The sequence below is a fragment of the Saccharopolyspora sp. NPDC045941 genome (genome assembly GCF_056431445.1).
The window spans coordinates 179,809-202,242 of the sequence record NZ_JBWKKU010000005.1; the positions used below are offsets into that span (position 1 = coordinate 179,809).

The window sequence follows — 22,434 nt, forward strand, 5'->3', positions numbered from 1 at the left end:
CCCGCAATTTCCATTGAAATCGAAGGTCTGATTTACATTGAAATTGCGGGGAACGGGTCGGGGGTGTGCCTGTCAGGGGTGGGCCTGGGCGGCCGCGGCGTGCGCCGGGACCGCGCGGAGGTTGCCGAGCTCGTCAGGTAAGCACAGCGCCGTCGGGTCTTCCGCGGCCATGAATTCGCCGAGGCAGCGGCCGAGCTGGGCGTGCCCGGCGGCGTTGGCATGGAAGGATTCCTGCATCGCGTGCGCCGCGCGCTGCTCGTCCTGCAGGCTCGCCCAGTCGACCGTCAGCCTCGTGAACCACTCGCCATCCGCGGTCCTCGGGTTGCCCGTGCACGCCTCGTGCCCGATGCCCGCCCGCGACAGGTCCAGGAACCGGGCGTTCGCCTGCCGCGCGACGTCCTGCAGGCCGGCGGACAGCTGCGGCACCCCGGTGCCCCGGATCCACTCCAGGTCGCCGGTCAGGAACGGGCAGCCGGACAGGTCCTGCAGCTCGGGCTTGACGCCGGGGCCCACCGGCGAGGCGTAGGACTGCACGATCAGCGAGTAGCTGCTCGGCGTGTAGCCCGCGCTGTCCATCGCCGCGCGGATGTCGTTCAGCGCGCCCAGCACCTTCGGCTTCATCCGCTCCACCCGCTGCGGCCACGCGGTGCGCATCGACGCCGCGCACCCCTCCGGCGCCTGCCGCACCCAGGCCTCCACGCACTTGTTGACGACGTCGGTGAAGCCCGGGTCGTCGTTGGCGCCGATCTGCACTACGACGTCGGTGATCCGGTACTGCTGCGCCAAATCCGCCAGCCTCCGGGACTGGGAGCCTTCGGCGTGGCCGGGTTCCGGGTCCGCGCCGACCAGGTCGGTCCGCGCGCCGGAGCAGGCCAGGTTGATGCGGGTCACCTCCGGCGGGAGCCGGAGCTGGTTGATCGGCGCGGCCGCCGACCGGTGGCACCAGTTGTCCCGCTCGCCGTTGGTCCCGGCCTCGTACCGGCCGCCGCCCTCGCCGGACAGAGTGCTGTCGCCGAGGGTCACGACCGCGGCCGGGAGCTGCTTGGGTTGCAGCGGCAGTCCGGGCAGGTACTGGTCGCTGATCAACACCGCGAGGGCCAGCACCGTGCTGACCAGCAGGAGGATTGCTGTTTTCGACTTGTGCGCCCGCATCAGGTGGAAGTCTATGGGGCCGAGGGCCGGGGGCGTTCATCACCTCTGCGGGTTTTGGGAGCATTTGCGGGGCCTCGTTCGTTGAACCTGGTGACTGCCACCGACAGGAGGTCTCCGCGCCGTGCCGATCCTCGTTCTTCTCCTCGTCGCCGGTGTGGTCGAAATCGCCGTGCTGGTCGCCATCGGCCAGGCCATCGGGGTGCTGCCCACCGTCGGCCTGCTGATCGCCGCCGCCGTGCTGGGGACCTGGCTGGTGCGCTGGCAGGGCCGCCGCACCCTGCAGGAGTTCCGCGAAGCCGCGCGCCGGCGCAGGCCCCCGGAGAAGGAGCTCTCCGACGGGGTGCTCATCGCCGCCGCCGGGCTCCTGATCATCATGCCCGGTTTCATCAGCGACATCGCGGGGCTGCTGTGCCTGTTCCCGCCGACCCGCGCCCTGCTGCGCAACCGGATGCTGCGCGCGGCGGAGCGGCGATCGAAGGCGATGCAGGACCAGATGTGGCTGCACACCCAGCAGGCCTACCGCAGGCAGGGCGCGACCGCGCCCGGCGAGGACGTCATCGACGGCGAGGTGGTTTCGGTCACCGAGGACGACGAGCCGACCGCGACGGGGCCGGAGTTGCTGCCGCCGCAACGATCTGCGCAGGCAGAACGGCCAGACGGCAGCCCGCGCAGGTGATCGGGTCGGCGTGCCGTCGGCGGGTCCCGGGCGGCGGGTAAGCTCGCCAGAACGATCGCGGCCGGGTTCGCCGGGGGCGTGCGACGACCCGCTTCGCCGATCTCGACCTGCGCAGTTGGAAACCCGGAACGGGGAAGCACGAAGGACATGTCCGAGACCACGTTGTTGCTCGGCGGGCGGATCCACTCGCCCGCCGACGCCGGTGCCACCGCGATGGCCGTGACCGATGGCACCATCGCGTGGGTCGGCGCCGACGAGGTCGGCCGTGCGCTGCATCCCGACGCCGAGGTCATCGACCTCGAAGGCGCTTTCGTGGCGCCTGCCTTCGTCGACGCGCACGTGCACGCGACCTCCACCGGCCTGCTGCTCAACGGCCTCGACCTGACCGGTTGCGCGTCGCTGACGGAATTCCTGCACGCACTGCGGGATCACGTCGCCGAGTACCCGGGCACGCTGGTGTGGGGCCACGGCTGGGACGAGACGTGGTGGCCGGAGCGACGGCCCCCGACCCGCGACGAGATCGACCGCGCCGCGGCGGGCGCGCCGGTGTACCTGTCCCGGATCGACGTGCACTCCGCCCTGGTGTCCACGACGCTGGTGGACCGGGCGCCGCTGACCCGCGACGCCGAAGGCTGGAGCGAGCACGGCCCGTTGACGCGCGTTGCGCACCACCACGTGCGCCGCGCCGCGCGGGAGGCTCTCGGCGCCGCGCAGCGCAAGGAAGCGCAGCTGGCCTTCCTGCAGCACGCCGCCTCGCAGGGCGTGGCGTGCGTGCACGAATGCGGTGGGCCGGACATCTCCGGGGCCGATGACCTGGCCGACCTGCTGGCGCTTTCCGCGCAGGGCGGGGTGCCCGAGGTCGTCGGCTACTGGGGCGAGCTGGGCGCGGTGGAGCGGGCCCGCGAGCTCGGCGTCCGCGGCCTGGCCGGTGACCTGTTCGTCGACGGCGCGGTCGGTTCGCGCACCGCGGCGCTGCGCGAGCCCTACGCGGACGACCGGACGACCGCGGGCGTGCTCTACCTCGACGCGCACGCGGTGGCCGAGCACCTGGTGGAGTGCACGCGGGCCGGGATCCAGGCCGGGTTCCACGTGATCGGCGACGCCGGGGTGGCCGAGGTCTGCGACGGTTTCCGCAAGGCGGCGGAGATCGTGGGCGCGCCCGCACTGGCGAGCCTGCGCCACCGGCTGGAACACCTGGAGATGGTCGACGAGCAGCAGGCCGCGGAACTGGGCGGGTTCGGCGTCGTCGCGTCCGTCCAGCCGTCCTTCGACGCCGCATGGGGCGGTCCCGGCGACATGTACGCGCGGCGCCTCGGCGTCGAGCGCGGCACCCGGCTCAACCCGTTCTCGAAGCTCGCCGCCAGCGGCGTGCTGCTGGCGTTCGGCTCGGACGCGCCGGTGACGCCGGTCGATCCGTGGCGCGCGGTGCAGGCGGCGGTGCACCACCGCACCGCAGGTTTCGGCATCTCGCCGCGGGCGGCGTTCACGGCGCACACCCGGGGCGGCTGGCGGGCGGCCGGCGTCGACGACGGCATCACGGGCACGTTGGTGCCCGGCGCGCCCGCGACCTACGCGGTGTGGGATGCCGGGGAACTCGTTGTGGCGGCACCGGATTCGCGCGTGCAGCGGTGGTCCACCGATCCGCGAGCGGGAGTGCCGGGCCTGCCCGACCTCTCTCCGGGCGCGCCGCAGCCGCGCTGCCTGCGCACGGTCCTGCGCGGCGAAACGATCTACACCCGGACCTCCGAGGACGACGAACTCGTCTGATCCCGAGTCGCCGCGGTGCCCGGCACGGGCCGTTCGGCGTAGCGGGTTCGGGCTGGTGGCCGATGAGATTTCCGGTGGTGTTGTGCTTCCGTGGAATGGAGGTGCTCCGCGCCGTCGGGAGGTGCGCCGGTGATCGCCTATGCGCTCAAAAGGCAGCTGCAGTCCGCTATTTCCCGCACCGAGCGGCTCGCGTCCCCGGTCCGGCCGCTGGCCGCGCCGCCGCCCGGCTCGGGGCTGAAGCCGGTGCTCGGCGACTACGGGTTGCCGGTCATCGGGCACACCATCAGCGTGCTGACCGATCTGCTGGAGGCCTCGCGCCGCCGCTACGCGGAGTTCGGACCGGTGTCGTGGGGCGGGATGCTCGGTGCTCGGCACCGAGGTCGTCACCGTGATGGGGCCCGATGCGGTCGAGGTGGTGGCGGCCAACCGCGAGAAGGCGTTCGGCAACGAGGGTTTCTACGACTACCTGATCGGCCCGTTCTTCCGCCGCGGCGTCATGCTCATGGACTTCGAGGAGCACCTGCACCACCGCCGGATCATGCAGCAGGCGTTCACCCGCGAACGCCTCGCCGACTACCTGGGCGCGATGACGCCGGCCATCGAGCGCGGTCTGGCGCGGTGGCGGCCGGGCGACCGGTTCCCGGTGTACACCGCGGCGAAGCGGCTCACGCTGGACCTGGCCACCGAGGTGTTCGTCGGCGAACGCCCCGGCACCGACGCGGACCGGATCGCCGGGGCGTTCGTGGCGGCCGTGCACGGCGGTCAGGCGATCCTGCGCGCCGACGTGCCGGGTGGCACCTGGGCGCGCGGGCTGCGCGGGCGGCGGTTGCTGGAGGAGTACTTCCGGGAGCGCATCCCAGCCAAGCGCGCCGGAACGGGCAGCGACCTGTTCAGCGTGCTGTGCCGGGCCGAGACAGACGAAGGCGACCGGTACTCCGACGACGACGTCGTGAACCACATGATCTTCGTGCTGTTGGCGGCGCACGACACCAGCACGATCACGCTCGCGATGGCGGCCTACTACCTCGGCAGGCATCCCGAGTGGCAGGAGCGGCTCCGCGCCGAGGCCCGCGCGCTGGGGGAACAGGCCATCGACCGGCCCGATCCGGACGGGCTTCCGCTGCTGGGCATGGTGCTGAAGGAGGTCATGCGGCTCAACGCCCCGGTGGGCGGGCTGTTCCGGCAGGCGGTCGCGGACACCGAGATCCTCGGCCACTACATCCCGGCGGGCACCAGGGTGGTCGCCCAGCTGTACGCGACGCAGCGGATGCCGCAGTGGTGGCCCGCGCCGGACGAGTTCGATCCCGAGCGCTTCGCCGAGCACCGCCGGGAGGACAAGGTGCACCGCTACGCGTGGGCGCCGTTCGGCGGCGGCGTGCACAAGTGCATCGGGATGCACTTCGGCGGCATGGAGCTCAAGGCGATCATGCACCAGCTGCTGCTGCGGTTCCGGTGGACCGTCCCGGCCGGGTACGAGCCGCGGATGCGCTACGGGACCGGCCCGATGCCGATCGACGGCCTGCCGATCCGCCTGCAGCAGATCTCGTGATCCGCGAGGCCCGGGTTCGCCGGGCCCCGCGGAAGCGGTCATGCGTTCAGCGGCCTGCCCAGGGCTGCCAGGACCGATTCGTGCACTGCCTCCGACAGGGTCGGGTGCGCGAAGACGACCTCGGCGAGGTCGTCGGCCGTGGCCTCCAGGGAACGCGCGATCCCGAAGCCCTGGACCAGTTCCGTGACGTCCGGGCCGACCAGGTGCGCGCCCAGCAGCTCGCCGGTCGCGGCGTCGAAGATGGTTTTGACGAAGCCGTCCGCCTCGCCGATGGCCATCGCCTTGCCGGATGCCTGCAGGTCGAACCGGCCGATCTGCAGCGGCCGCCCGGTCTCCCGGGCCTGCGCTTCGGTCAGGCCGAGGCGGGCGACCTGCGGCCGCGCGTAGGTGCACCCGGGAATGTGGCCCGGATCCAGCGGCTTCACGTGCTCGACCCCGGCGAGCCGCTCGACGCACACCACGCCTTCGTGGCTCGCCTTGTGGGCGAGGCACGGTGCGCCCGCCACGTCCCCGATCGCGTAGACGCCGAACACGTTGGTCCGGCACCACTGGTCGGTGCGGACGAATCCGCGTTCCACCTCGACCCCGAGCTCTTCGAGCCCGAGCCCGGCCACGTTGCCCTCGACGCCCGCCGCGACCAGGACGCGCTCGGCGGTGAGCCGCTGCGCCGTGCCGTCGGCGAGGTTCAGCGTCGCGGTCACGTGATCGGCCGCCGCGGCGACCTCGGACACCGATGCGCCGGTGTGCACCCGGATGTCGCGCTTCTCGAACCCCTTGCGCACGTGCTCGGCGACCGCGGCGTCCTCGGCGGGCATGACCTGCGGCGCCATCTCCACGAGCGTCACCTCGCTGCCGAGATCGTTGTAGAGGCTGGCGAATTCGGCCCCGATCGCGCCGGATCCGATGACCAGCAAGGACTTCGGCACCTCGGCGGGCACCAGCGCCTCGAAGTACGTCCAGACCCGGTCCCCGTCGGGCACCACACCGGGCAGCGAGCGGGGGCGCGCGCCGGTCGCCAGGATCACGTGATCGGCGCGCAGCGTCGTCACCTGCTCCCCGGCGACCTCGACGACGCCCTTGTCGACCAACCGGGCGGACCCGGTGACGACATCGACGCCGTTCTTGCGCATCAGGTACTCGACGCCGCCGGCGAGGCGGTCGGAGACCGAGCGGCTGAACGCCACCAGCTGCGCCATCTCGAACTCCACGCCGCTCGCGCTGAAGCCCAGCGGCCGCAGGTTCGCCAGCGTGTGGGCGACGTCCGCGCCGTGCAGCAGCGCCTTCGTCGGGATGCATCCCCAGTTCAGGCAGATGCCACCGAGCCGGTCTCGTTCGACGACGGCGGTGCGCAGCCCGAGCTGGGCGGCGCGGATGGCCGCTACGTAGCCGCCGGGCCCGCCGCCGATGACGAGCACGTCGTACTTCTCGCTCATCGTTCCTCCTAGACCAGCATCAGGGCCGGTGATTCGACGAAGCGCTTGAGCTCCTGCAGGAACGTTGCGCCGAGGGCACCGTCGATCACCCGGTGGTCGCAGGAGAGCGTCACCGTCAGCACCGTCCGCGGCACGATCTGTCCATTGTCGACGAACGGGCGCTGCTCGCCGGATCCGACCGCGAGGATCGCCGCCTGCGGCGGGTTGATGATCGCGTCGAACTCGCGCACCCCGAACATGCCCAGGTTGGAGACCGTGAAGGTGCCGCCCTGGAACTCCTCGGGCTTGAGCCGGCCGCTCTTTGCCTTGGTCACCAGGGAGTGCACCTCGCCGGAGATCTCGGCCAAGGATTTGGCGTCGGCCCCGCGCACGATGGGCGTGATGAGGCCCGAGGGCAGCGCCACCGCGACGGAGATGTCGGCGGCGGAATACCGCAGCACCGCCTGTGATTCCTCGTCGAACTGGACGTTGACGTCAGGGACCTTGCGCAGGGCTGCCGCGCACGCCTTGACGATGAAGTCGTTCACCGAGAGCTTGACCGCCGGCACCGTGGCGTTGATCTGCTTCCGGAGGGCGAGCAGGGCGTCGATCTCCAGGTCTGCGGTCAGCCGGAAGTGCGGGGAGTTCTGCTTCGAGGCCTGCAGCCGCCGGCCGATGGCCCGGCGCATCGAATCGAGCGGCACGGTCTCGAATTCCGGTGCCACCGCCGTTTCGCGGACCTCGGGTCCGGTCGTGGGCAGGAACTTCCGCTCCGCCTCGCGGACGTCCGCGACGCACACCCGGCCGCGCGCCCCGGTGGCCCGGCAGTCGTGCAAGTTGATGCCCAGGCTCGCCGCAAGGCGACGCGCCACCGTCGTGGCGTTGACGCCGCGGTCGTCCTGTGTGGACCGTGGTGGCGTGCCGTTGCGCTGCGGTGCCGCCGGTTCGGCGACCGCGCCGCCTGCCGCGCGAATGGCGTCGTGGATGTCGGCCACCGAAACCCGGCCGGTGCGGCCGGTGCCGGGCACCTTGCCGAGGTCGACCTGGAGCTCCGTCGCGAGCTTGAGCGCGCGCGGCGTCGCGAAGACGTCGCCGTTCGTCGAGCCCGCAAGCGCCGCCGGGACAACCGTCGCGCCGGGCGGTGATGCGGCGGCAGGCGGTGCTACAGGCGGTGCTACAGCTGGTGCGGCAGCAGGTGCCGCGACTGGTGCCGCGGCCGGCGAAACTTCCTGCACCGCAGCGGGTTCCGGCGCAGGAGAACCGTTTGCCGCCAGGAACTCATCGATCGTCGAGTCCGGGATGTCGGCGTCCGCCGACACCGCCATCGCGGCGCCCACCGGCAGCGTCTGGCCCGGCTTCGCGAGGATCCGGCGCAGCACGCCGTCGAAAGGCGCCTCCATCTCGTTGGTGATCTTGCTGGTCTCCACCTCGCAGATCGGGTCGCCCTTGCGGAACCCGGCGCCCTCGTCGACCAGCCACTTCGTGATGGTGCCCTCCTCCATGGAGAGGCCCCACTTCGGCACTTCGATCACGTTGATGTCGCTCATGATCAGCTCGCCACCAGCCTGCGGATCGCGGTTTCGATGCGGGCCGCATCCGGCAGCCAGGCCTTCTCCAGCTTGGGGGAGAAGGGCACCGGCGTGTGCGGCGGCGTCACCAGCTCGACCGGCGCCCGCAGCGAGTCGAACGCCTTGGTCGCGATGAGCGCCGCCACGTCGTGGCCGAAACCACAGCGCGCCGCCGACTCGTCCACCACGACCACCCGGCCGGTGGCGGCCACCGATTCGAGGATGCCCTCCTCGTCCAGCGGTGAGACCGTGCGCGGGTCGACGACCTCGACCGAGATGCCTTCCGCGGCCAGCCGGTCGGCCGCGTCGTTGGCGGCGTTGACCATGGCGGACAGGGCGATCACCGTCACGTCCGTGCCCTGCCGGGTGTAGTTGGCCACCCCGAACGGGATCGCGTAGGCCTCGTCCGGCACCTCGGCCGTCGTGTCGTAGAGGGTCTTGTGCTCGCAGAACACCACCGGGTCGTCGTCGCGGATGGCCTGGATCAGCAATCCCTTGGCGTCGTAGGCGTTCGACGGTGCCACGACCTTCAGACCGGGCACGGCGGCGAACACGTTGTACGGCGACTGCGAATGCTGGGCGGCCGCGGAGAACCCGGCGCCGATCATGCCGCGCATCACCATCGGCGTGCGGGCCTTGCCGCCGAACATGTACCGGAACTTGGCCGCCTGGTTGTAGAGCGCGTCGTAGCAGACCCCGAAGAAGTCCATGAACATCAGCTCTGCCACGGGCCGCAGGCCGGTCAGCGCCGCGCCGGCCGCCATGCCGATGATCGCGGACTCGGTGATCGGCGTGTCGATGACGCGCTCGGAGCCGAACTGGGTCCACAGGCCCTTGGTGACGCCGAGGACGCCGCCGAATGCTTCGATCTTCTTGGTCTCCAGGTCCGGGTTGGTGCCGGCATGGCCGCCGCGCAGGTCCTCGCCGATCTGCACGACGGTTTCGTCGCGCTCCATCTCCTGGCAGAGCGCGTCCTTCACAGCCTCGCGGTACGTCTTCTTCGACGCGGTCATCGTTGCCTTCCCCTCAGTAGGAGACGTAGACGTCGGTGAGCAGGTTCTCGATCGGCGGGTACGCGGCGGCGCGGGCACGGGCGACGGCGTCGTCGACGAGCTCCCGGGATTGCTCGTCGATGGCGTCGAGCTCCGCCGCGGTGACCTTCTTCGGGTCCACCTTGTCGCGGAAGTTCTGCAGCGGATCCCGCGTCCGGCGCAGCTCCGCGACCTGGTCCGGCGTCCGGTACAGCTGTGCGTCGCCCTCGAAGTGGCCCCAGAACCGGTTCGCCCGGGCCTCGATGGTGGTCGGACCGCCGCCGTCGCGGGCCCGCTCGGCGGCCTGCCGGGCGGCCTCGTGCACCTCGAAGAAGTCGGTGCCGTCGACCTTCACCGCGGGCATGCCGAACGCCGCCGCCCGGGCGGCGATGTCCGGCGCGCCCACCGCGTAGTCGGTGCCGGTGGCCTCGCCGAACCCGTTGTTCTCGATGACGAAGATGATCGGCAGCCGGAGCACCACGGCCATGTTCATGGCCTCGAAGGCGGTGCCCTGGTTCGAGCCGCCGTCGCCGGTGAACGACGCGGCGATGCCGCCGTTGCGCAGCGTCTTGGCGCTCAGCGCGGCGCCGATCGCCAGCGACGGCGCGCCGCCGACGATCGCGTTGGCGCCGAGCATGCCGACCGAGAGGTCGGCGATGTGCATCGATCCGCCCTTGCCGTGGCACAGGCCGTCGTCCTTGCCGAAGATCTCCGCCATCATCCCGCGGAGGTCGCAGCCCTTGGCGATGCAGTGCCCGTGGCCGCGGTGCGTGGAGCCGATGTAGTCGGTGTCCCGCAGGTTCTCGCACACGCCCACGGCGATCGCCTCCTGCCCGGAGTACAGGTGGATGAACCCGGGGATGTCGCCGGTGGCGTTCTCCTCGTGCAGGCGGTCCTCGAACGCGCGGATCTCGGACATCCTTCGATAAGCGCGCAGCAGCTCTTGCTCGTTCAAGGCCATCTCGCTCCTCTTCCGCGTGCTGGTGGCCTGGCGACGCGAGGACCGGGCGGGGGCCCGCCCGATCGGATCGCGCAGACCCGCCGTGGCTCTTGGGCTGCGAACATAAGCGGATCTCGGAAGCGCGGGACAGCGTTGCAGCGGGTTGCAATTCGGGATGTCGCGCGGTGGCAACGATCTTCTCGTCGAGTCGCATCCTCTGTGGATCGGAGATCATCCCGATCGCAGGGCCTCGACGAGGGATGCAACCCCGTGCAACCCTTGCGCACACGCCCGGTCCGGTCGTCTCCTGTGGCGGCGTGATGCGGGCGAGACAGCGTTGTTGCGCCGAGCGACAGGAGTTGGCCATGCGGACCCATCGCCTCGACGAGGCCGCGCTCCCGGTGGGCGCCGATCCGCGGCAGTACGCCCACGCGGTCGCCCGCGCGCACGATGCGGTCATCGGCGGCCGCCGCCCGGCGGCGCGGCCGCGGCAGCTGATCGTCGAGTCCTGGCGCCGCGCGCGCAACCAGGGCGTGAATCCGGACCACGGCGCGGAAAGCCGACCGGTGTCCGCCGGCGAGGTCGAGCGGCGCCGCGCCACCTGCGGCATCACCGATGACGCGCTGCTGGCGCTGCGCAGCGGGCTGGTCCCGGTGGCCGAGAGCGCCGGGCACATCGTGGTCATCGTCGACGTCGAGGGACGGGTCCTGTGGCGGGACGGGCATCCTGGCGTGTTCCGCCGGGCCGACCGCCTCGGGTTCGTCGAGGGCGCGTGCTGGCTGGAGAACGCGGTGGGCACGAACGCCATCGGCACGGCCCTGGTCGAGGGCGTCCCGGTGCAGGTCCACTCGGCCGAGCACTACGTGCGCAGCCACCACGCGTGGACCTGCGCGGCCGCCCCGATCCGCGACCCGCGCGACGGGCGGCTGCTCGGCGCGGTAGATGTCAGCGGACCCGCCGACACCATGCACCCGAGCACGTTGGCGCTGGTCCGCGCGGTGGCCGGGCTGGCGGAGGCGAAGTTGCGCGATGCCCACCGCACCCGCCTGGACCGGTTGCGCGCCGTGGCCGCGCCGCTGCTGGCGAAGATCGACGGGCAGGCCCTGGTGGTTGATCCGAACGGCTGGGTGGCCGCCTCGACCGGGCTGCCGCCGCTGGACCGCATCGCGCTGCCGGATCGCCTCGACTCGCAGGAGGTGTGGCTGCCGGCATTCGGCGTCTGCTCGTTCGAACCGCTGCCGGAGGGCATCCTGCTGCGACCGTGCGCGCCGGACGCGCCATCGGTGGCCCGCGTCGTGGTCGACGTGCGCAGGTCGGGCCGGGCTGCCCTGACGGTGCACCGCAGCTCCGGGAACTGGACGTATCCGCTCAGCGGGCGTCACGCGCAGATCCTGCTCGACCTGGCGGAGAACCGGGCGGGCCGAAGCGCCGCCGAGCTCGCCGAGCAGCTGTTCGCCGACCGGACGCGGACGATCACGGTGCGCGCGGAGATGTCCCGGCTGCGCAAGAGGTTCGGTGATCTCCTGGACCACCGGCCGTACCGCTTCCTGGCGGAGCTGGACGTGACCGCGCTCCGCTGACCGGCGCGCTCAGCAGGTGGGTTGCGTCGTGGGACTTGTAGTCTCGCCGGCATGAAGCGCACCTCCTTCGCACGCTGGCCGTGCTCGATCGCGCGGACGATGGATCTGCTGGGTGACTGGTGGACTCCGCTGGTGCTGCGCGAGGCGTTCTACGGGATCAAGCGGTTCGACGAGTTCCAGCAGGAACTGGGCATCGCCCGGAACACGCTCTCGGAGCGGTTGCGGCGGCTGGTGGACGAAGGGCTGCTGGAGAAGCGGCAGTACGACAGCTTCCCGGTGCGCTACGACTACGTGCTGACCGAGAAGGGGCGCGATTTCTTCGGCGTCCTCGCCGCGATGTCGCGGTGGGGCGACAAGTGGCTCGCGGGCGAGGAAGGCCCGCCGGTGACCATGCACCACGACCGCTGCGGCCACGACTGCCACGCCGAAGTGGTGTGCTCGGCGTGCGGCGAGCAGTTGAAGTCTGCGGAGACGAGCAAGCGGCTGGGGCCGGCATATCCGCCCAAGCTCGCCGAACGGCCGGACGTCCAGCGCCGGTTCGCGCGCTGAACCGAGTCGCCGGGTTGCGCACTCGCGGCCCTTGACATGCCAGTCTTGTTAAGCAACTCTCGTGGTCATCGCCCTGACAAGGGCGAAGCGACGAGGAGGTCGGCCGGTGGAGTGGACGGGCGCGAGGTATGCGGACGGACCGACGGTGGAGCTGCGGACGCGGATCGACGCACCGCCGGACCGGGTGTGGGAGCTGGTGTCCGACATCGAGTTGATGCCTCGGCTGAGCTCGGAGTTGCAGTCGGTGGAGTGGGCGGACGGGGCGACCGGCCCGGCGCTGGGCGCCAGGTTCGTCGGCCACAACGAGCACGACGCGCTCGGGGAGTGGTCGACGACCTCCCACATCGTCGAGTTCGAGCCGGTGCGGGTCTTCGCCTGGGCCGTGACGGATCCGGACACCCCGAGCGCGACCTGGCGGTTCACCGTCGAGCCTGCCGACGGCGGTGCAGTGCTGCGGCAGTGGGTGCGGCTTGGCCCCGGTCGCTCCGGGCTGTCGCTGGCGATCGACGGGATGCCGGAGAAGGAGCAGAAGATCGTCTTCGTGCGGCTGCGGGAGTTCGAGGCCGCCATCGCCGCGAACCTCGCCGCGATCAAGGAACTCGCCGAGAGCGAGGTGGACGCCTGATGCGCACGGCCACGTCGATCGAGGCCTCCGGTGGCGCCGATTGGTCGGAGCCGGTCGAGTTCGCGGTGGAGGCGGAGAAGCTCGGCCTGGACATCGTCTGGGTCGCCGAGGCATGGGGATCCGACGCGCCGTCGACGCTGGGCTACCTGGCGGCCCGCACCGAACGCCTGCTGCTCGGCTCGGGGATCATCCAGCTCGGCACCCGGACACCGGTGGCCATCGCGCAGGCGGCGATCACCCTGTCGCAGCTGTCGGAGGGCCGGTTCCTGCTGGGCCTGGGGCCGTCGGGTCCGCAGGTGATCGAGGGCTTGCACGGGGTGCCGTTCGCGAAGCCGATGGCCAGGATGCGCGAGACCGTGGAGGTCATCCGGGCGGCGCTTTCTGGCGAGAAGATCTCCTTCTCCGGCAGCCGGTTCCAGATCCCGCTGCCCGACAGCGATGCGAAGCCGATGCGCCTGTCGGCGCGGGCGGAGCACGACATCCCGATCTACCTGGCGACGCTGTCGCCCGGGATGCTCCGGCTGACCGGCAGGGTCGCCGACGGTTGGCTGGGCACCAGCTTCGTGCCCGAAGGCGCGGCCGAGGCGTACTTCGCGCACCTGGACGCGGGCCTGGCCGAGGCCGGGCGGACCCGGGCCGATCTCGACGTCTGCCAGGGCGCGGAGGTCGCCTTCGCCGCCGATGCGGGCGAACTGCGCGGGATGCTGGCCGACCGCAAGAAGAAGCTGGCCTTTTCCCTGGGCGGGATGGGCTCGTCCAGCACGAACTTCTACAACAACGCCTACAGCCGCCAGGGCTGGGCCGAGGTGGCGGCGCAGGTCCGGGAGCGGTGGCAGGCCGGTGACCGCGAGGGCGCGGCGGCGCTGGTCACCGACGAGATGGTGCTCGGCACGACGCTGATCGGCACCGAGGAGATGGTCCGCGACCGGCTGCGCGTCTGGCAGGACGCCGGCGTGGACACCGTCCGGCTCTACCCGGCGGGCGAAACACTCGACGAACGACTGACCACGTTGGGCCGCGCGATCGACCTGGTCCGCGAGGTGGAATCGGCCGCCTGACAACGGTTCCCGGCTGACGCTGTACGCGTTCTTCCCCGCGACAGCCTTCGAGGGGCGCCGGTGCGCGGCGCCCCTCGAAGGTTTTCCGGTGCGAATCAGGTCGTGATCACGCCGAGGTCACTGCCCCCAGGCACCCCAAAGCGCCCAAGCCGACGGGCTGATGTCCTGCTGGGCGTCGTTCTGGGCGCCCCAACCGGAGCCCTGGTTGTTGTCGTTCCAGGCGTTCTCCTGCGGCTGCTGCTGCGGCTGCTGTTGCTGCGGCTGCTGCTGCTCCTGCTGCTGGGGCTGCTGCCAGAAGGGGTTCTCGTCGGCGCTGGCGAGCCCCTGGGCGCCCAGCAGAAGGCCGGTGGCTGCTGCGGCGGCAAGGGCGAGCTTGGCGGTGGTGCGCATTCTCAATCTCCTCATTGCTTGAAAGGGGTGGTGCGACTGGGAACTTGCCTTGCATCCGGGTGTCCAGCAGGGCCTGCGCCCCCAATGTGTGTCACCCCCGGCCGCCGTGTTTCGGGCTGTGGTCGATCGTGCCCCGTTCGGGCTGCGTGCTTTGTCCCCCAGACGCTGAAAAGGGCGCGGTCGGGGCATCGTGACCATCCGCGTTCCGGGGCGCGCGAGTTGTTCGGTCCACTGAGGATCATTCGTCTTTTCGGATTCCGCAGCAATGAAAAAGGCTTTCCGTTCTGGTCGGTCACCACTCCGCCAGGGAGCCGTCTTCGTTGCGCCACAACGGGTTTCGCCAGCGATGTCCGATTTCCGCGGCTCGGCGCACCGCCGCCTCGTCGACCTCGATGCCCAGGCCCGGGCCGGTGAGCCGGTCGACGTGGCTGTCGTGGAAGTCAAAGACGCTCGCGTCGACGAGGTAGTCCAGCAGGTCCGAGCCGGTGTTGTAGTGGATGCCGAGGCTGGTCTCCTGGATCAGCGCGTTCGGGCAGGCGAAGTCGATCTGCAGCGATGCCGCGAACGCGATCGGCCCCAGCGGGCAGTGCGGGGCCAAGGACACGCCGTGCGCCTCCGCCATCGCCGCGATGCGGCGGACCTCGGAGATCCCGCCAGCGTGCGACAGGTCCGGCTGCGCGACCGCGATGCCCGAGCCGAGCACGTCGCGGAAGTCCCACCGCGAGTACAGCCGCTCGCCGGTGGCGATCGGCACGGTGGTGGACGCGCAGATCCGCCCGAAGTCGGCGGTCAGCTCCGGCACGATCGGTTCTTCCACGAACAGCGGGTGCAGCGGTTCCAGCAGCCGGCAGGCCTCGCGGGCGAGCGCGGGGGAGACCCGGCCGTGGAAGTCGATGGCGATGTCGGCGCGGTCACCGATCGCCTCCCGCACCGCGGCGACGCGCCCCACCAGGAGGTCGATCTCGGCCTTGGACTCCAGCGCGCGCACCCTGCCGGTGCCGTTCATCTTGACCGCGTCGAAGCCCTCCTGCATGCGTTCCCGGGCGTGGTCGGCGACCCGGTCCGGCTCGTCCCCGGCGATCCACGAGTAGGTGCGGACGCGGTCGCGCACCGCGCCGCCGAGCAGTTCGTGGACGGGCACGCCGAGCGCCTTGCCCTTGATGTCCCACAGCGCCTGGTCGATGCCGGCCACCGCGCTGGACAGGATGGGCCCGCCCCGGTAGAAGCCGCCCCTGGTCATGACCTGCCAGTGGTCCTCGATGCGGAACGGGTCCTGGCCGAGGAGGTGGTCGGAGAGTTCTTCGACGGCGGTGGCGACCGTCGCGGAGCGGCCCTCCACGACCGGCTCGCCCCAGCCGGTGATGCCCTCGTCGGTGCGCACGGCCAGGAACAGCCAGCGGGGCGCGACCGAAAAGGTCTCCAACGAAACGATCTTCATCGAACCGCCTTCCGGCGACCGCTGCACGCGGTAGCTCTCCGTGTCGATAACACCTGATGGCGTCGGGTGTGCGGGCCGGGCGTTACCACAACGGCCTCGTGTTGCACAATGGTTAAAGCAGCGCTTGTCCGACCGCTGCGTTCTTGAGCCGAAACCACCATTCTCGGGGTGAGGATTGTGCCCAGTCACGCCACGTCCGGCAACGACGTCGTGCTTCACCGGCCGGTCGAAGGTCGCCGCGCCTGCCCGGTGCCGAGCGATCGGATCGCGATCCGCGGCCCGTGGGGGACCCGGCGGCCGCGGCGCCAGCTCGGCACGACCGGCCTCGTCTCCGCCGACGTCGTCCGGATCTGACCCGGCACTACCGCCCCGGCCTGCGGAGCATCCTGGTCATCGCGTAGGCGATCACGCCCCCGGCGACGAGTGCGATCGCCAGCAAGGGCTTCGCGGTTCCGTTCGCCAGTCGAGCCGCGCGGTCGCCCGCGCATGCGATGGCATCGCTCAGGGCCCGTTTCGACCGGCCGCGGATGTCCGCGCGGTGCATGAGCTCGTCGAGCGTGTTGCCCAGTTCATGGAGGGTCAGGTCGTGCTCGGCCCGGAGCCCGGCGAGTTCCTGCTCCTCCTCGCGACGCCTGGTCATCGCTTGAGCGCCTTGCCCAGATCGCGGTAGTCCTGCTTGATCGACTCCAGGGATTCCGGCAGCGCGCCCGAAGAGCGCTTCAGCCGCGATCGCCCCACCAGCGCCGCGACACCCGCGAGCGCCAGCAGTGCGACCGCCACGATGAGGGCGGCGAGCCAGGCCGGGAGCACGATGTCCAGCGCGAGCACCACGGTCGCGATGAGCATGGCGCCGCCGAGCAGTCCCAGCACGCCTCCGGCGCTGATCAGCGCCGCCCCCATGCCTGCCTGCTTGCCCTTGCTGCGCAACTCGATCTGCGCCAGCCGCACTTCGGTGCGGACCAGGCGCGAGAGCTGCTCGCTGACGTCGCGGACGAGCCGCGCGGTGGATCGTTGCGACAGGTCCGGCGCGTGCACGGGTTCGGTATGCATCGTTCGGCGTCCCTCCACACAACTTCGGGCGTGCACCGGCAGTACCCGTTCCGCGCGGTGGTCATTCCTGCGTCACGGCTGGTGGTGGCCGTTGCCGCCGTGTTCCGGGGGCGTCCGCGCCTGTTCGTGCAGGGCGCGGATGACGGTGTTCGCCGTGGCGACCAGCGGCACCGCCAGGACCGCGCCGCCGACGCCGGCGAGGGTGAAACCGGCGGTCACGCTGAGCACGACGGCCAGCGGGTGCAGCCGCACGGCGTGCCCGAGCAGCAGCGGCTGCAGCACGTGCCCCTCCAGCTGCATCACGCAGACGACCACGGCGAGCAGGATCAGCGCGGTGATCACGCCGTTGGCGGCCAGCGCGACCAGCACCGCCAGGCCGCCGGTGACGACCGCGCCGATGTAGGGCACGAAGGCGCCGAGGAAGATCAGCACGGCCAGCACGAACGGCAGCGGCACGCCGAGCGCGGTGGCCCCGATGCCGATCAGGGCCGCATCGATGAACGCCACCGCCGCGGTCGCGCGGACGTAGGCGACCAGCGTGGTGAACCCGTTCTCGCCCGCGGTGCGCACCCGGAACCGGATCGCGCGCGGCATCGTGACCCGCACCAGGAACCGCCAGATCGAGTCGCCGTCGCGGAGGAAGAAGAACAGGGTGAACAGGCCGAGCAGCACGCCGGCGAGGAACCGCAGCAGGGTGCCGGTGGTCGCCAGCGCGGTCGTCGGCAGGCCGCCGCGGTCGATCCGCAGCGCCTCCGAAAGCTGTTGGAAAACCTGGTTGAGCTCCTGCTGGCTCAGGCTCAGCGGGCCCCGGATCAGCCACGTGTGGATCTGCTGAAAGCTGGCCACCAGCTGCTCGCTCAGCCCGGCCAGCCCCGCGACCAGCGTGTTGATCACCACGGCCAGCACGGCGCCGAGCGCGGCGAGCCCGCCGACGAGCACCGCGGTGGTCGCGAGCGTGCGGTTCAGCCCTCTGCGGACCAGCCAGCGCACCGCCGGCGACATCAAGGCGGCCAGCAGCGCCGCCACCGCCACCGACATGACTTCGCCGTAGAGCAGGCTGAACACCTGCCACAGCACCCAGGCGACGGCCACCAGCACCAGCAGCCGCCATCCCACGGCCGCGGCGACGCGCAGGCCGCGCGGAACCGACCCCGCGACATCGCCCCGCCCCGAACCGTCCACCTCCCGTGGTTGGCCCGCGGTGCTGATCATCAAACGTGCCGGTGATCTTCGTCGGCAGAGGGGGGACGCGTCCGCTTTCGGCCTGCGTGGGCGTTGCCGCGTTCGTACGGTCGGTTCGGGTGCGCGCACCCGAACCGCAAAAGCCGTTACCGAGGAGCAAGAGATGGCGCCCAAGCTTCCGAACCTGGAGGAAGCGCTGCGAACGAGCGTGGGGGAGACCGTGGAGGCGGGGAGCATCACGCTCACCGGTCTCGTCGGCCAGCTCAGGGTGGAGCCGGACCCGGCGAAGCTCCGGACCGGAGGGGAAGTTCCGCTGTTCAACATCCGGTTCCCCGAACACGGAAGCGGCCTCGGCCCCGGGGAGGCGACCAAGGCGCTCTTCGGCGCGCTCGCTTCCCTCTCGCCGGAGGAGCAGCACAGGAGGCTCGCGACGCTCTGCAACAGCATCATCGCGTCCGTGGCCACGTCCGTCCGCCCCTCTACCGGCGCCGATCGCGACGACGAGGGCGCGCCGTGCGGCGGGAGCACCTGCCACGGCGAGGCGTTCAAACTCCTCTCCGCGATCTACCAGGCGCTCACCTTCGAGGACGCGGACGCACTGCGACGGGCCTGAGCAGCCCGGTGATCCGGTTGCGCGGCAACGCTTTTCCGGTGCTGGGGCCGCGCAACTCCGCGCCGGCGCGGATCGGTGGTCGATCCGCGCCGGCCCCCCGGGCGTGGTCAGGCGACGATGCTGAAGACCAGGGCCGCGCCGCAGGCGACGAGCATGCCGGTGCAGTTGAGGAACAGGTTCCGGCCGAAGTCCTTCGCGCGGACGTGCGAGGTGAACGCGATCAGGAAGTACAGCACCAGGGCCGCGCAGGTCAGGATCGCCAGCGGGCGGAACCAGATGCCGATGACCAGCCCCGCGGTGGCCGCGACCTTCAGCGTCGGGAGCAGCCACCAGAACCGCTCGGGGAAGCCGACGTCGGCGAGGCACTGGCGGACGAAGGCGACGGGCTTGACGCACAGGAGTGCATCGCCGAACTGGACGACGGCCAGCACGGCCAGCGGCCACCACGGTTCGATCATGTTCGCTCCCTGTTCGGTCGGGGGACGGCTGCTTTCGCCGATAGGACGTGGGAGCGCCCCGAGTTGTGACAGGCCCGGTCCTCAGGCGTTCGCGGCTCGCCATTCCGCGAGGTGGCCGTGGAGATCGCGCAGGGCCGCGTGCGAGCCGCGGTACGCCTCGTACAGGGGAGCGAGGCGGTCGGCGCCAGGTGCGGGGTCGAAGACGCGGTCCACCGCGACGGTTTCGGCGGCCGCGGTCTCGATGTCCGGGTAGATGCCCGCGCCGACGGCGCCCAGCAGGGCCGCGCCGAGCACGGCACTGTCGTGCACCCGCAGCCGCTCGACGGGGCGCTGGAAGACGTCCGCGTGGATCTGCGTCCACAGGTCGCTTCGCGCGCCGCCGCCGGAGAAGGTCAGGGACGACAGCGGGTTTCCGCAGGCCCGCTCCACCGCGTCGAGCACGTGCCTGCCGGACATCGCCACGCCCTGCAGGACCGCGAGGGACATGTCGGCCGTCGACGTCGCCGAGCTCAGCCCGAAGAAGCTGCCCCGCACGTCGGAATCCCACAGCGGGGCGCGCTCGCCCATCAGGTGCGGCGTGAAGACCACTCCCGGGGTTCCGGTCGCCGCGGCGGCGAGCACCTCCTCGATGCTCAGGCCCGCGACCTCGCCCCACCAGCGCAGCGCGTCGCCCGCGGCCTGCGTCGGTCCCGCGTGCACGAAAAGCCCGTTCCGGGGCGGGAACGTGACGATTTCCCCGACCGGCACCGACTCGTGCGACGCGCCGGCGACCACCAGCGACGTCCCGCACAGCACCATGCCGCGCCCGGCCTCGGTCGTGCGGCTGCCGAAGACGGCGCTGAACGCGTCCATCGTGGCGACCGCGACCTCGGCCGCGCCCAGCGCGGGATGGGTCGCGCGACCGACCGGGGCCTCGGGGGCGAGGATCTCCGGCAGCTTCTCGGCGAGCCCGTCGACGACCCCGACGGCTTCCGGCAGGTACCCGGCGGAGCCGGCCACGCGGACCCCGGAGAGCTGGTCGGTCGCCAGCCGGCCGGTGAGCTTCGCGATCACGAAGTCCTTGGGGCTGAGCACCCACCGGGTGCGGGCCCACTTCGCCGGTTCGGCGCGCGCGAACCACTCCGCGCGGGCCCCGACGAAGGACGCGTCGAGCACGATCGGCCCGCCCCAGATCCGGGTCTTCTCCGCCGGGGTGAACCGCGCGTCGAGCTCGCGGGCGATCTCGGCGCAGCGCTGGTCCTGCCAGATGATCGCCGGTGCCAGCGGGCGCAGCTGTTCGTCGGCGAAGACGTGGGTGTTCACCTGGCTGACGACGCCGACGGACCGCACCGCGCCCGCCGGGAGCCCGGCGAGGACGGCGTGGATGCCCGCCTCGCAACCGCGCCACCAGTCGAGCGGGTCCTGCTCGGCCCAGCCCGGCCGCGGCCGGGCGATCGGGTAGCCCGCGGTGTGCGCGGCGACCGGCGTCCCGTCCAGGCCGAAGGCGGCGACCTTGACGGCCGTCGTCCCGACGTCGATCCCCAGCATCACTTCCGGTGCGTGCATGAGCAACAACTACCACCGGCCCCGCGCGGCCCGGTCCGGCCCCCGCGGGTCGTGAACTGCGATTTGAAGGTTATCCGGCGTCGAGCTCCGGATTCTCCAGGTGTTTCTCGGAAAAGTCTCAAAAGCATCTTCAATGAGAAACTTGAAGGACCGAGACCGGTGAGAACGAGGAGGTTGCCGGTGGACGCCACCGACGCGAAGCGATACATCGAGGAGACCTTCGACGGGGTCCGAGCCGTCGAGCACGCCGGGGACGCGTTCTTCGTCCACGACCCGGACGGCGATCTCCCCGACGACCGCTGGCTGCCGTTCGCGACGATCGTGACCGGCGACCACTACGAGGCGGTCTCCGACCTCGACCACCCGGGCGCCTACCGGATCAACATCGGCCTGACCAAGGACTCCTACACGAAGCGGTTCGGCCCGGCGCCCACGACCCGAGACGAAAGCGGCGTGCTCGTCACGGAGTTCGACTACGCGGCGCGAGACCAGGTGATGCCGCACCCGCACTACGCCTCCCAGTACTGGGTGTGCGTGGTGAACCCGGGGCCGGAAACCGCCGACGAGGTGCGGCGGTTGCTCGACGAGGCGCACCGCTTCGCGGCCCGCAAGCACGCCAACCAGAAGGCCCGGAAGGCCAGGTCCTGACCGGTGCCGGGACGGCTCAGGTGGTTTCGGCCGCCGAGCCGGTGAGGTGGAGCTTGCGCTGCACACGCTGGTAGTACGTGGTGCGGCCGAGCCGCACCACCCGGGCGGCGGCGGGTTCGACGGCGATGTCCAGGACCGTGCCCGCCGACCGGTGCGCGACCAGCTGCCCGTCCACCTCCACGCCCAGCTCGCTGCTGGTGGGCAGGACGCGCAGCGCGAGCTTCTCCCGGTGGGACAGGAAGAGCGCGCGGTTGAAGACCGAGTGCGGCGCCACCGGCGTGACCAGCAGGCCTTCGACGTCGGGGGAGATGATCGGGCCGCCGGCGGAGAAGCTGTAGGCGGTCGAGCCGGTGGGCGTGGCGACGACGACGGCGTCCGCGGCGTAGTCGACGAAGGGATGCCCCTCCACCTGCACCTCGACCAGGGCCATGCCGTGGCCGGGCACCCGCACCAGCGCGATGTCGTTGAACGCGACCACCTCGCGGTCGGCGGTGCTGATCCGCAGCCCGGAGCGGGTCTCGACGGTGAACCGGTGCTCGTCGATGGCGCACAGCGCCTCGTCCAGCTCGGGCACGTCGATCTCGGCGAGGAAGCCGAGCCGCCCGAGGTTCACGCCGAGCACCGGGATCCGGTGCTCGCAGCCCAGCCGCAGGGCCCGGAGCATGGTGCCGTCGCCGCCGAGGCTGACGAGGAGGTTCGCGCGCCGGGCCAGCTGCGCGGGCGGCAGGGCGGTGATCGTCCGGTCGTAGCCGGCGACTTCCGCCGGGGTGCCGAGCACCTCGATGTCCCTGGCGCGCGCCCAGGTCGTGATCGTCCCGATCACGTCGGGGCGGTGCCGCGCGGGGTGCAGCACCAGGCCGACCGCCTCGATCAGTCCCATCGCCAGCCGCCTTCCGGTCCGGGAGCGGTCGTCCACTGTAGATGCTGAAGTGGATCAGTCCACTGTGGTGCATCGCCGCTCGTCGAGTGCTCGGTGCCGATGCGCCCGTCACCGGACCGGATGGTTTGCGGCCGGTTCCCCCGGCAATGCCCGACATCCGGGGCGGCGCGATGCGATCATCGAATCGTTCCACCACAACGATTCGCCGGAAGCCGGTCGCCCGCAAGCGGTGCCGGACCGGACGTTCCGGTTGACCTTCGAGGCACTCCCGGTCGTGAACCGGGCGCCGTGTCACAGCCGCAACGGCCCAATCGTCGCCGATC

At 71.4% G+C, this 22,434-nt stretch carries 23 protein-coding genes; 10 read left to right on the forward strand and 13 right to left on the reverse strand.

The window, feature by feature from the left end; genetic code table 11:
* Positions 1 to 72: 72 nt before the first annotated feature.
* A complete protein-coding gene (locus AC07FN_RS06115) occupies positions 73 to 1,152 on the reverse strand; it encodes a GDSL-type esterase/lipase family protein (protein WP_478394619.1) in 1,080 nt (359 codons plus the stop codon).
* Between the two features lie 121 nt (positions 1,153 to 1,273).
* Between AC07FN_RS06115 and AC07FN_RS06120 the strand changes: the two genes are divergently transcribed.
* From AC07FN_RS06120 to AC07FN_RS06130, 3 genes are all read left to right on the forward strand, one after another.
* Positions 1,274 to 1,828: an FxsA family protein gene (locus tag AC07FN_RS06120; protein ID WP_478394620.1), complete on the forward strand. Its 555-nt coding sequence runs from the start codon at positions 1,274 to 1,276 to the stop codon at positions 1,826 to 1,828.
* A 147-nt stretch (positions 1,829 to 1,975) separates the two neighbouring features.
* Positions 1,976 to 3,595: an amidohydrolase gene (locus AC07FN_RS06125; protein ID WP_478394621.1), complete on the forward strand. Its 1,620-nt coding sequence runs from the start codon at positions 1,976 to 1,978 to the stop codon at positions 3,593 to 3,595.
* A gap of 364 nt (positions 3,596 to 3,959) precedes the next feature.
* Complete coding sequence (locus AC07FN_RS06130; protein WP_478394622.1) at positions 3,960 to 5,144, forward strand: cytochrome P450; 1,185 nt, start codon at positions 3,960 to 3,962, stop codon at positions 5,142 to 5,144.
* A 38-nt stretch (positions 5,145 to 5,182) separates the two neighbouring features.
* Here the strand turns inward: AC07FN_RS06130 and lpdA are convergent, their stop codons facing one another.
* Genes lpdA through AC07FN_RS06150 form a run of 4 tightly spaced genes read right to left on the reverse strand, consistent with a single transcriptional unit; the run spans position 5,183 to position 10,116 of the window.
* Positions 5,183 to 6,577 (reverse strand): dihydrolipoyl dehydrogenase, encoded by a 1,395-nt coding sequence (gene lpdA / locus AC07FN_RS06135; protein ID WP_478394623.1) that lies wholly within the window; start codon positions 6,575 to 6,577, stop codon positions 5,183 to 5,185.
* An 8-nt stretch (positions 6,578 to 6,585) separates the two neighbouring features.
* Positions 6,586 to 8,103 carry a 2-oxo acid dehydrogenase subunit E2 gene (locus tag AC07FN_RS06140; RefSeq protein WP_478394624.1) on the reverse strand — a complete coding sequence of 506 codons (1,518 nt, stop codon included), beginning with the start codon at positions 8,101 to 8,103 and terminating at the stop codon, positions 6,586 to 6,588.
* 2 nt (positions 8,104 to 8,105) lie between these two features.
* Positions 8,106 to 9,137, reverse strand: a complete 1,032-nt coding sequence (locus tag AC07FN_RS06145; RefSeq protein ID WP_478394625.1) for an alpha-ketoacid dehydrogenase subunit beta — start codon at positions 9,135 to 9,137, stop codon at positions 8,106 to 8,108.
* A gap of 13 nt (positions 9,138 to 9,150) precedes the next feature.
* Positions 9,151 to 10,116, reverse strand: a complete 966-nt coding sequence (locus AC07FN_RS06150; RefSeq protein ID WP_478394626.1) for a thiamine pyrophosphate-dependent dehydrogenase E1 component subunit alpha — start codon at positions 10,114 to 10,116, stop codon at positions 9,151 to 9,153.
* 344 nt (positions 10,117 to 10,460) lie between these two features.
* Here AC07FN_RS06150 and AC07FN_RS06155 point away from each other — a divergent pair, with 344 nt between their 5' ends.
* From AC07FN_RS06155 to AC07FN_RS06170, 4 genes are all read left to right on the forward strand, one after another.
* Positions 10,461 to 11,675, forward strand: a complete 1,215-nt coding sequence (locus AC07FN_RS06155; protein WP_478394627.1) for a helix-turn-helix domain-containing protein — start codon at positions 10,461 to 10,463, stop codon at positions 11,673 to 11,675.
* A 51-nt stretch (positions 11,676 to 11,726) separates the two neighbouring features.
* Positions 11,727 to 12,224 (forward strand): winged helix-turn-helix transcriptional regulator, encoded by a 498-nt coding sequence (locus tag AC07FN_RS06160; protein ID WP_478394628.1) that lies wholly within the window; start codon positions 11,727 to 11,729, stop codon positions 12,222 to 12,224.
* A 106-nt stretch (positions 12,225 to 12,330) separates the two neighbouring features.
* A complete protein-coding gene (locus AC07FN_RS06165) occupies positions 12,331 to 12,849 on the forward strand; it encodes an SRPBCC family protein (RefSeq protein ID WP_478394629.1) in 519 nt (172 codons plus the stop codon).
* Complete coding sequence (locus AC07FN_RS06170; RefSeq protein WP_478394630.1) at positions 12,849 to 13,907, forward strand: LLM class flavin-dependent oxidoreductase; 1,059 nt, start codon at positions 12,849 to 12,851, stop codon at positions 13,905 to 13,907. Before AC07FN_RS06165 ends, AC07FN_RS06170 begins: the two co-directional genes overlap by 1 nt.
* 117 nt (positions 13,908 to 14,024) lie before the next feature.
* Here AC07FN_RS06170 and AC07FN_RS06175 read toward each other — a convergent pair whose 3' ends face one another.
* Together AC07FN_RS06175 and dgoD are read right to left on the reverse strand one after the other, a co-directional pair.
* Positions 14,025 to 14,312, reverse strand: a complete 288-nt coding sequence (locus AC07FN_RS06175; protein WP_478394631.1) for a hypothetical protein — start codon at positions 14,310 to 14,312, stop codon at positions 14,025 to 14,027.
* Positions 14,313 to 14,589: 277 nt separating this feature from the next.
* Positions 14,590 to 15,735, reverse strand: coding sequence for a galactonate dehydratase (dgoD, locus tag AC07FN_RS06180; protein ID WP_478394632.1), 1,146 nt, complete (start codon positions 15,733 to 15,735; stop codon positions 14,590 to 14,592).
* Between the two features lie 168 nt (positions 15,736 to 15,903).
* Between dgoD and AC07FN_RS06185 the strand changes: the two genes are divergently transcribed.
* Positions 15,904 to 16,089 carry a hypothetical protein gene (locus AC07FN_RS06185; RefSeq protein WP_132480729.1) on the forward strand — a complete coding sequence of 62 codons (186 nt, stop codon included), beginning with the start codon at positions 15,904 to 15,906 and terminating at the stop codon, positions 16,087 to 16,089.
* 7 nt (positions 16,090 to 16,096) lie between these two features.
* Here AC07FN_RS06185 and AC07FN_RS06190 read toward each other — a convergent pair whose 3' ends face one another.
* The 3 genes from AC07FN_RS06190 to AC07FN_RS06200 form a co-directional block, all read right to left on the reverse strand.
* The gene (locus AC07FN_RS06190) at positions 16,097 to 16,375 is read right to left on the reverse strand and encodes a hypothetical protein (protein WP_478394633.1); all 279 of its coding nucleotides are present in this window, start codon (positions 16,373 to 16,375) and stop codon (positions 16,097 to 16,099) included.
* Positions 16,372 to 16,785 (reverse strand): phage holin family protein, encoded by a 414-nt coding sequence (locus AC07FN_RS06195; protein ID WP_478394634.1) that lies wholly within the window; start codon positions 16,783 to 16,785, stop codon positions 16,372 to 16,374. The genes AC07FN_RS06190 and AC07FN_RS06195 overlap by 4 nt, the downstream gene beginning before the upstream one ends.
* 72 nt (positions 16,786 to 16,857) lie before the next feature.
* Entirely contained in the window at positions 16,858 to 17,997 is a 1,140-nt protein-coding gene (locus tag AC07FN_RS06200) for an AI-2E family transporter (protein WP_478394635.1), read from the reverse strand.
* Positions 17,998 to 18,130: 133 nt separating this feature from the next.
* Between AC07FN_RS06200 and AC07FN_RS06205 the strand changes: the two genes are divergently transcribed.
* Positions 18,131 to 18,580, forward strand: coding sequence for a hypothetical protein (locus tag AC07FN_RS06205; RefSeq protein ID WP_478394636.1), 450 nt, complete (start codon positions 18,131 to 18,133; stop codon positions 18,578 to 18,580).
* Positions 18,581 to 18,687: 107 nt separating this feature from the next.
* On the opposite strand, the gene AC07FN_RS06210 is transcribed toward AC07FN_RS06205, so the two are convergent.
* Entirely contained in the window at positions 18,688 to 19,038 is a 351-nt protein-coding gene (locus tag AC07FN_RS06210; RefSeq protein WP_478394637.1) for a DoxX family protein, read from the reverse strand.
* 81 nt (positions 19,039 to 19,119) lie between these two features.
* Entirely contained in the window at positions 19,120 to 20,583 is a 1,464-nt protein-coding gene (locus AC07FN_RS06215) for a xylulokinase (protein ID WP_478394638.1), read from the reverse strand.
* Positions 20,584 to 20,763: 180 nt separating this feature from the next.
* Between AC07FN_RS06215 and AC07FN_RS06220 the strand changes: the two genes are divergently transcribed.
* Positions 20,764 to 21,231, forward strand: coding sequence for a DUF6194 family protein (locus AC07FN_RS06220; RefSeq protein ID WP_478394639.1), 468 nt, complete (start codon positions 20,764 to 20,766; stop codon positions 21,229 to 21,231).
* Between the two features lie 16 nt (positions 21,232 to 21,247).
* Here AC07FN_RS06220 and AC07FN_RS06225 read toward each other — a convergent pair whose 3' ends face one another.
* Complete coding sequence (locus AC07FN_RS06225; RefSeq protein ID WP_478394640.1) at positions 21,248 to 22,111, reverse strand: NAD(+)/NADH kinase; 864 nt, start codon at positions 22,109 to 22,111, stop codon at positions 21,248 to 21,250.
* Positions 22,112 to 22,434 lie beyond the last annotated feature (323 nt).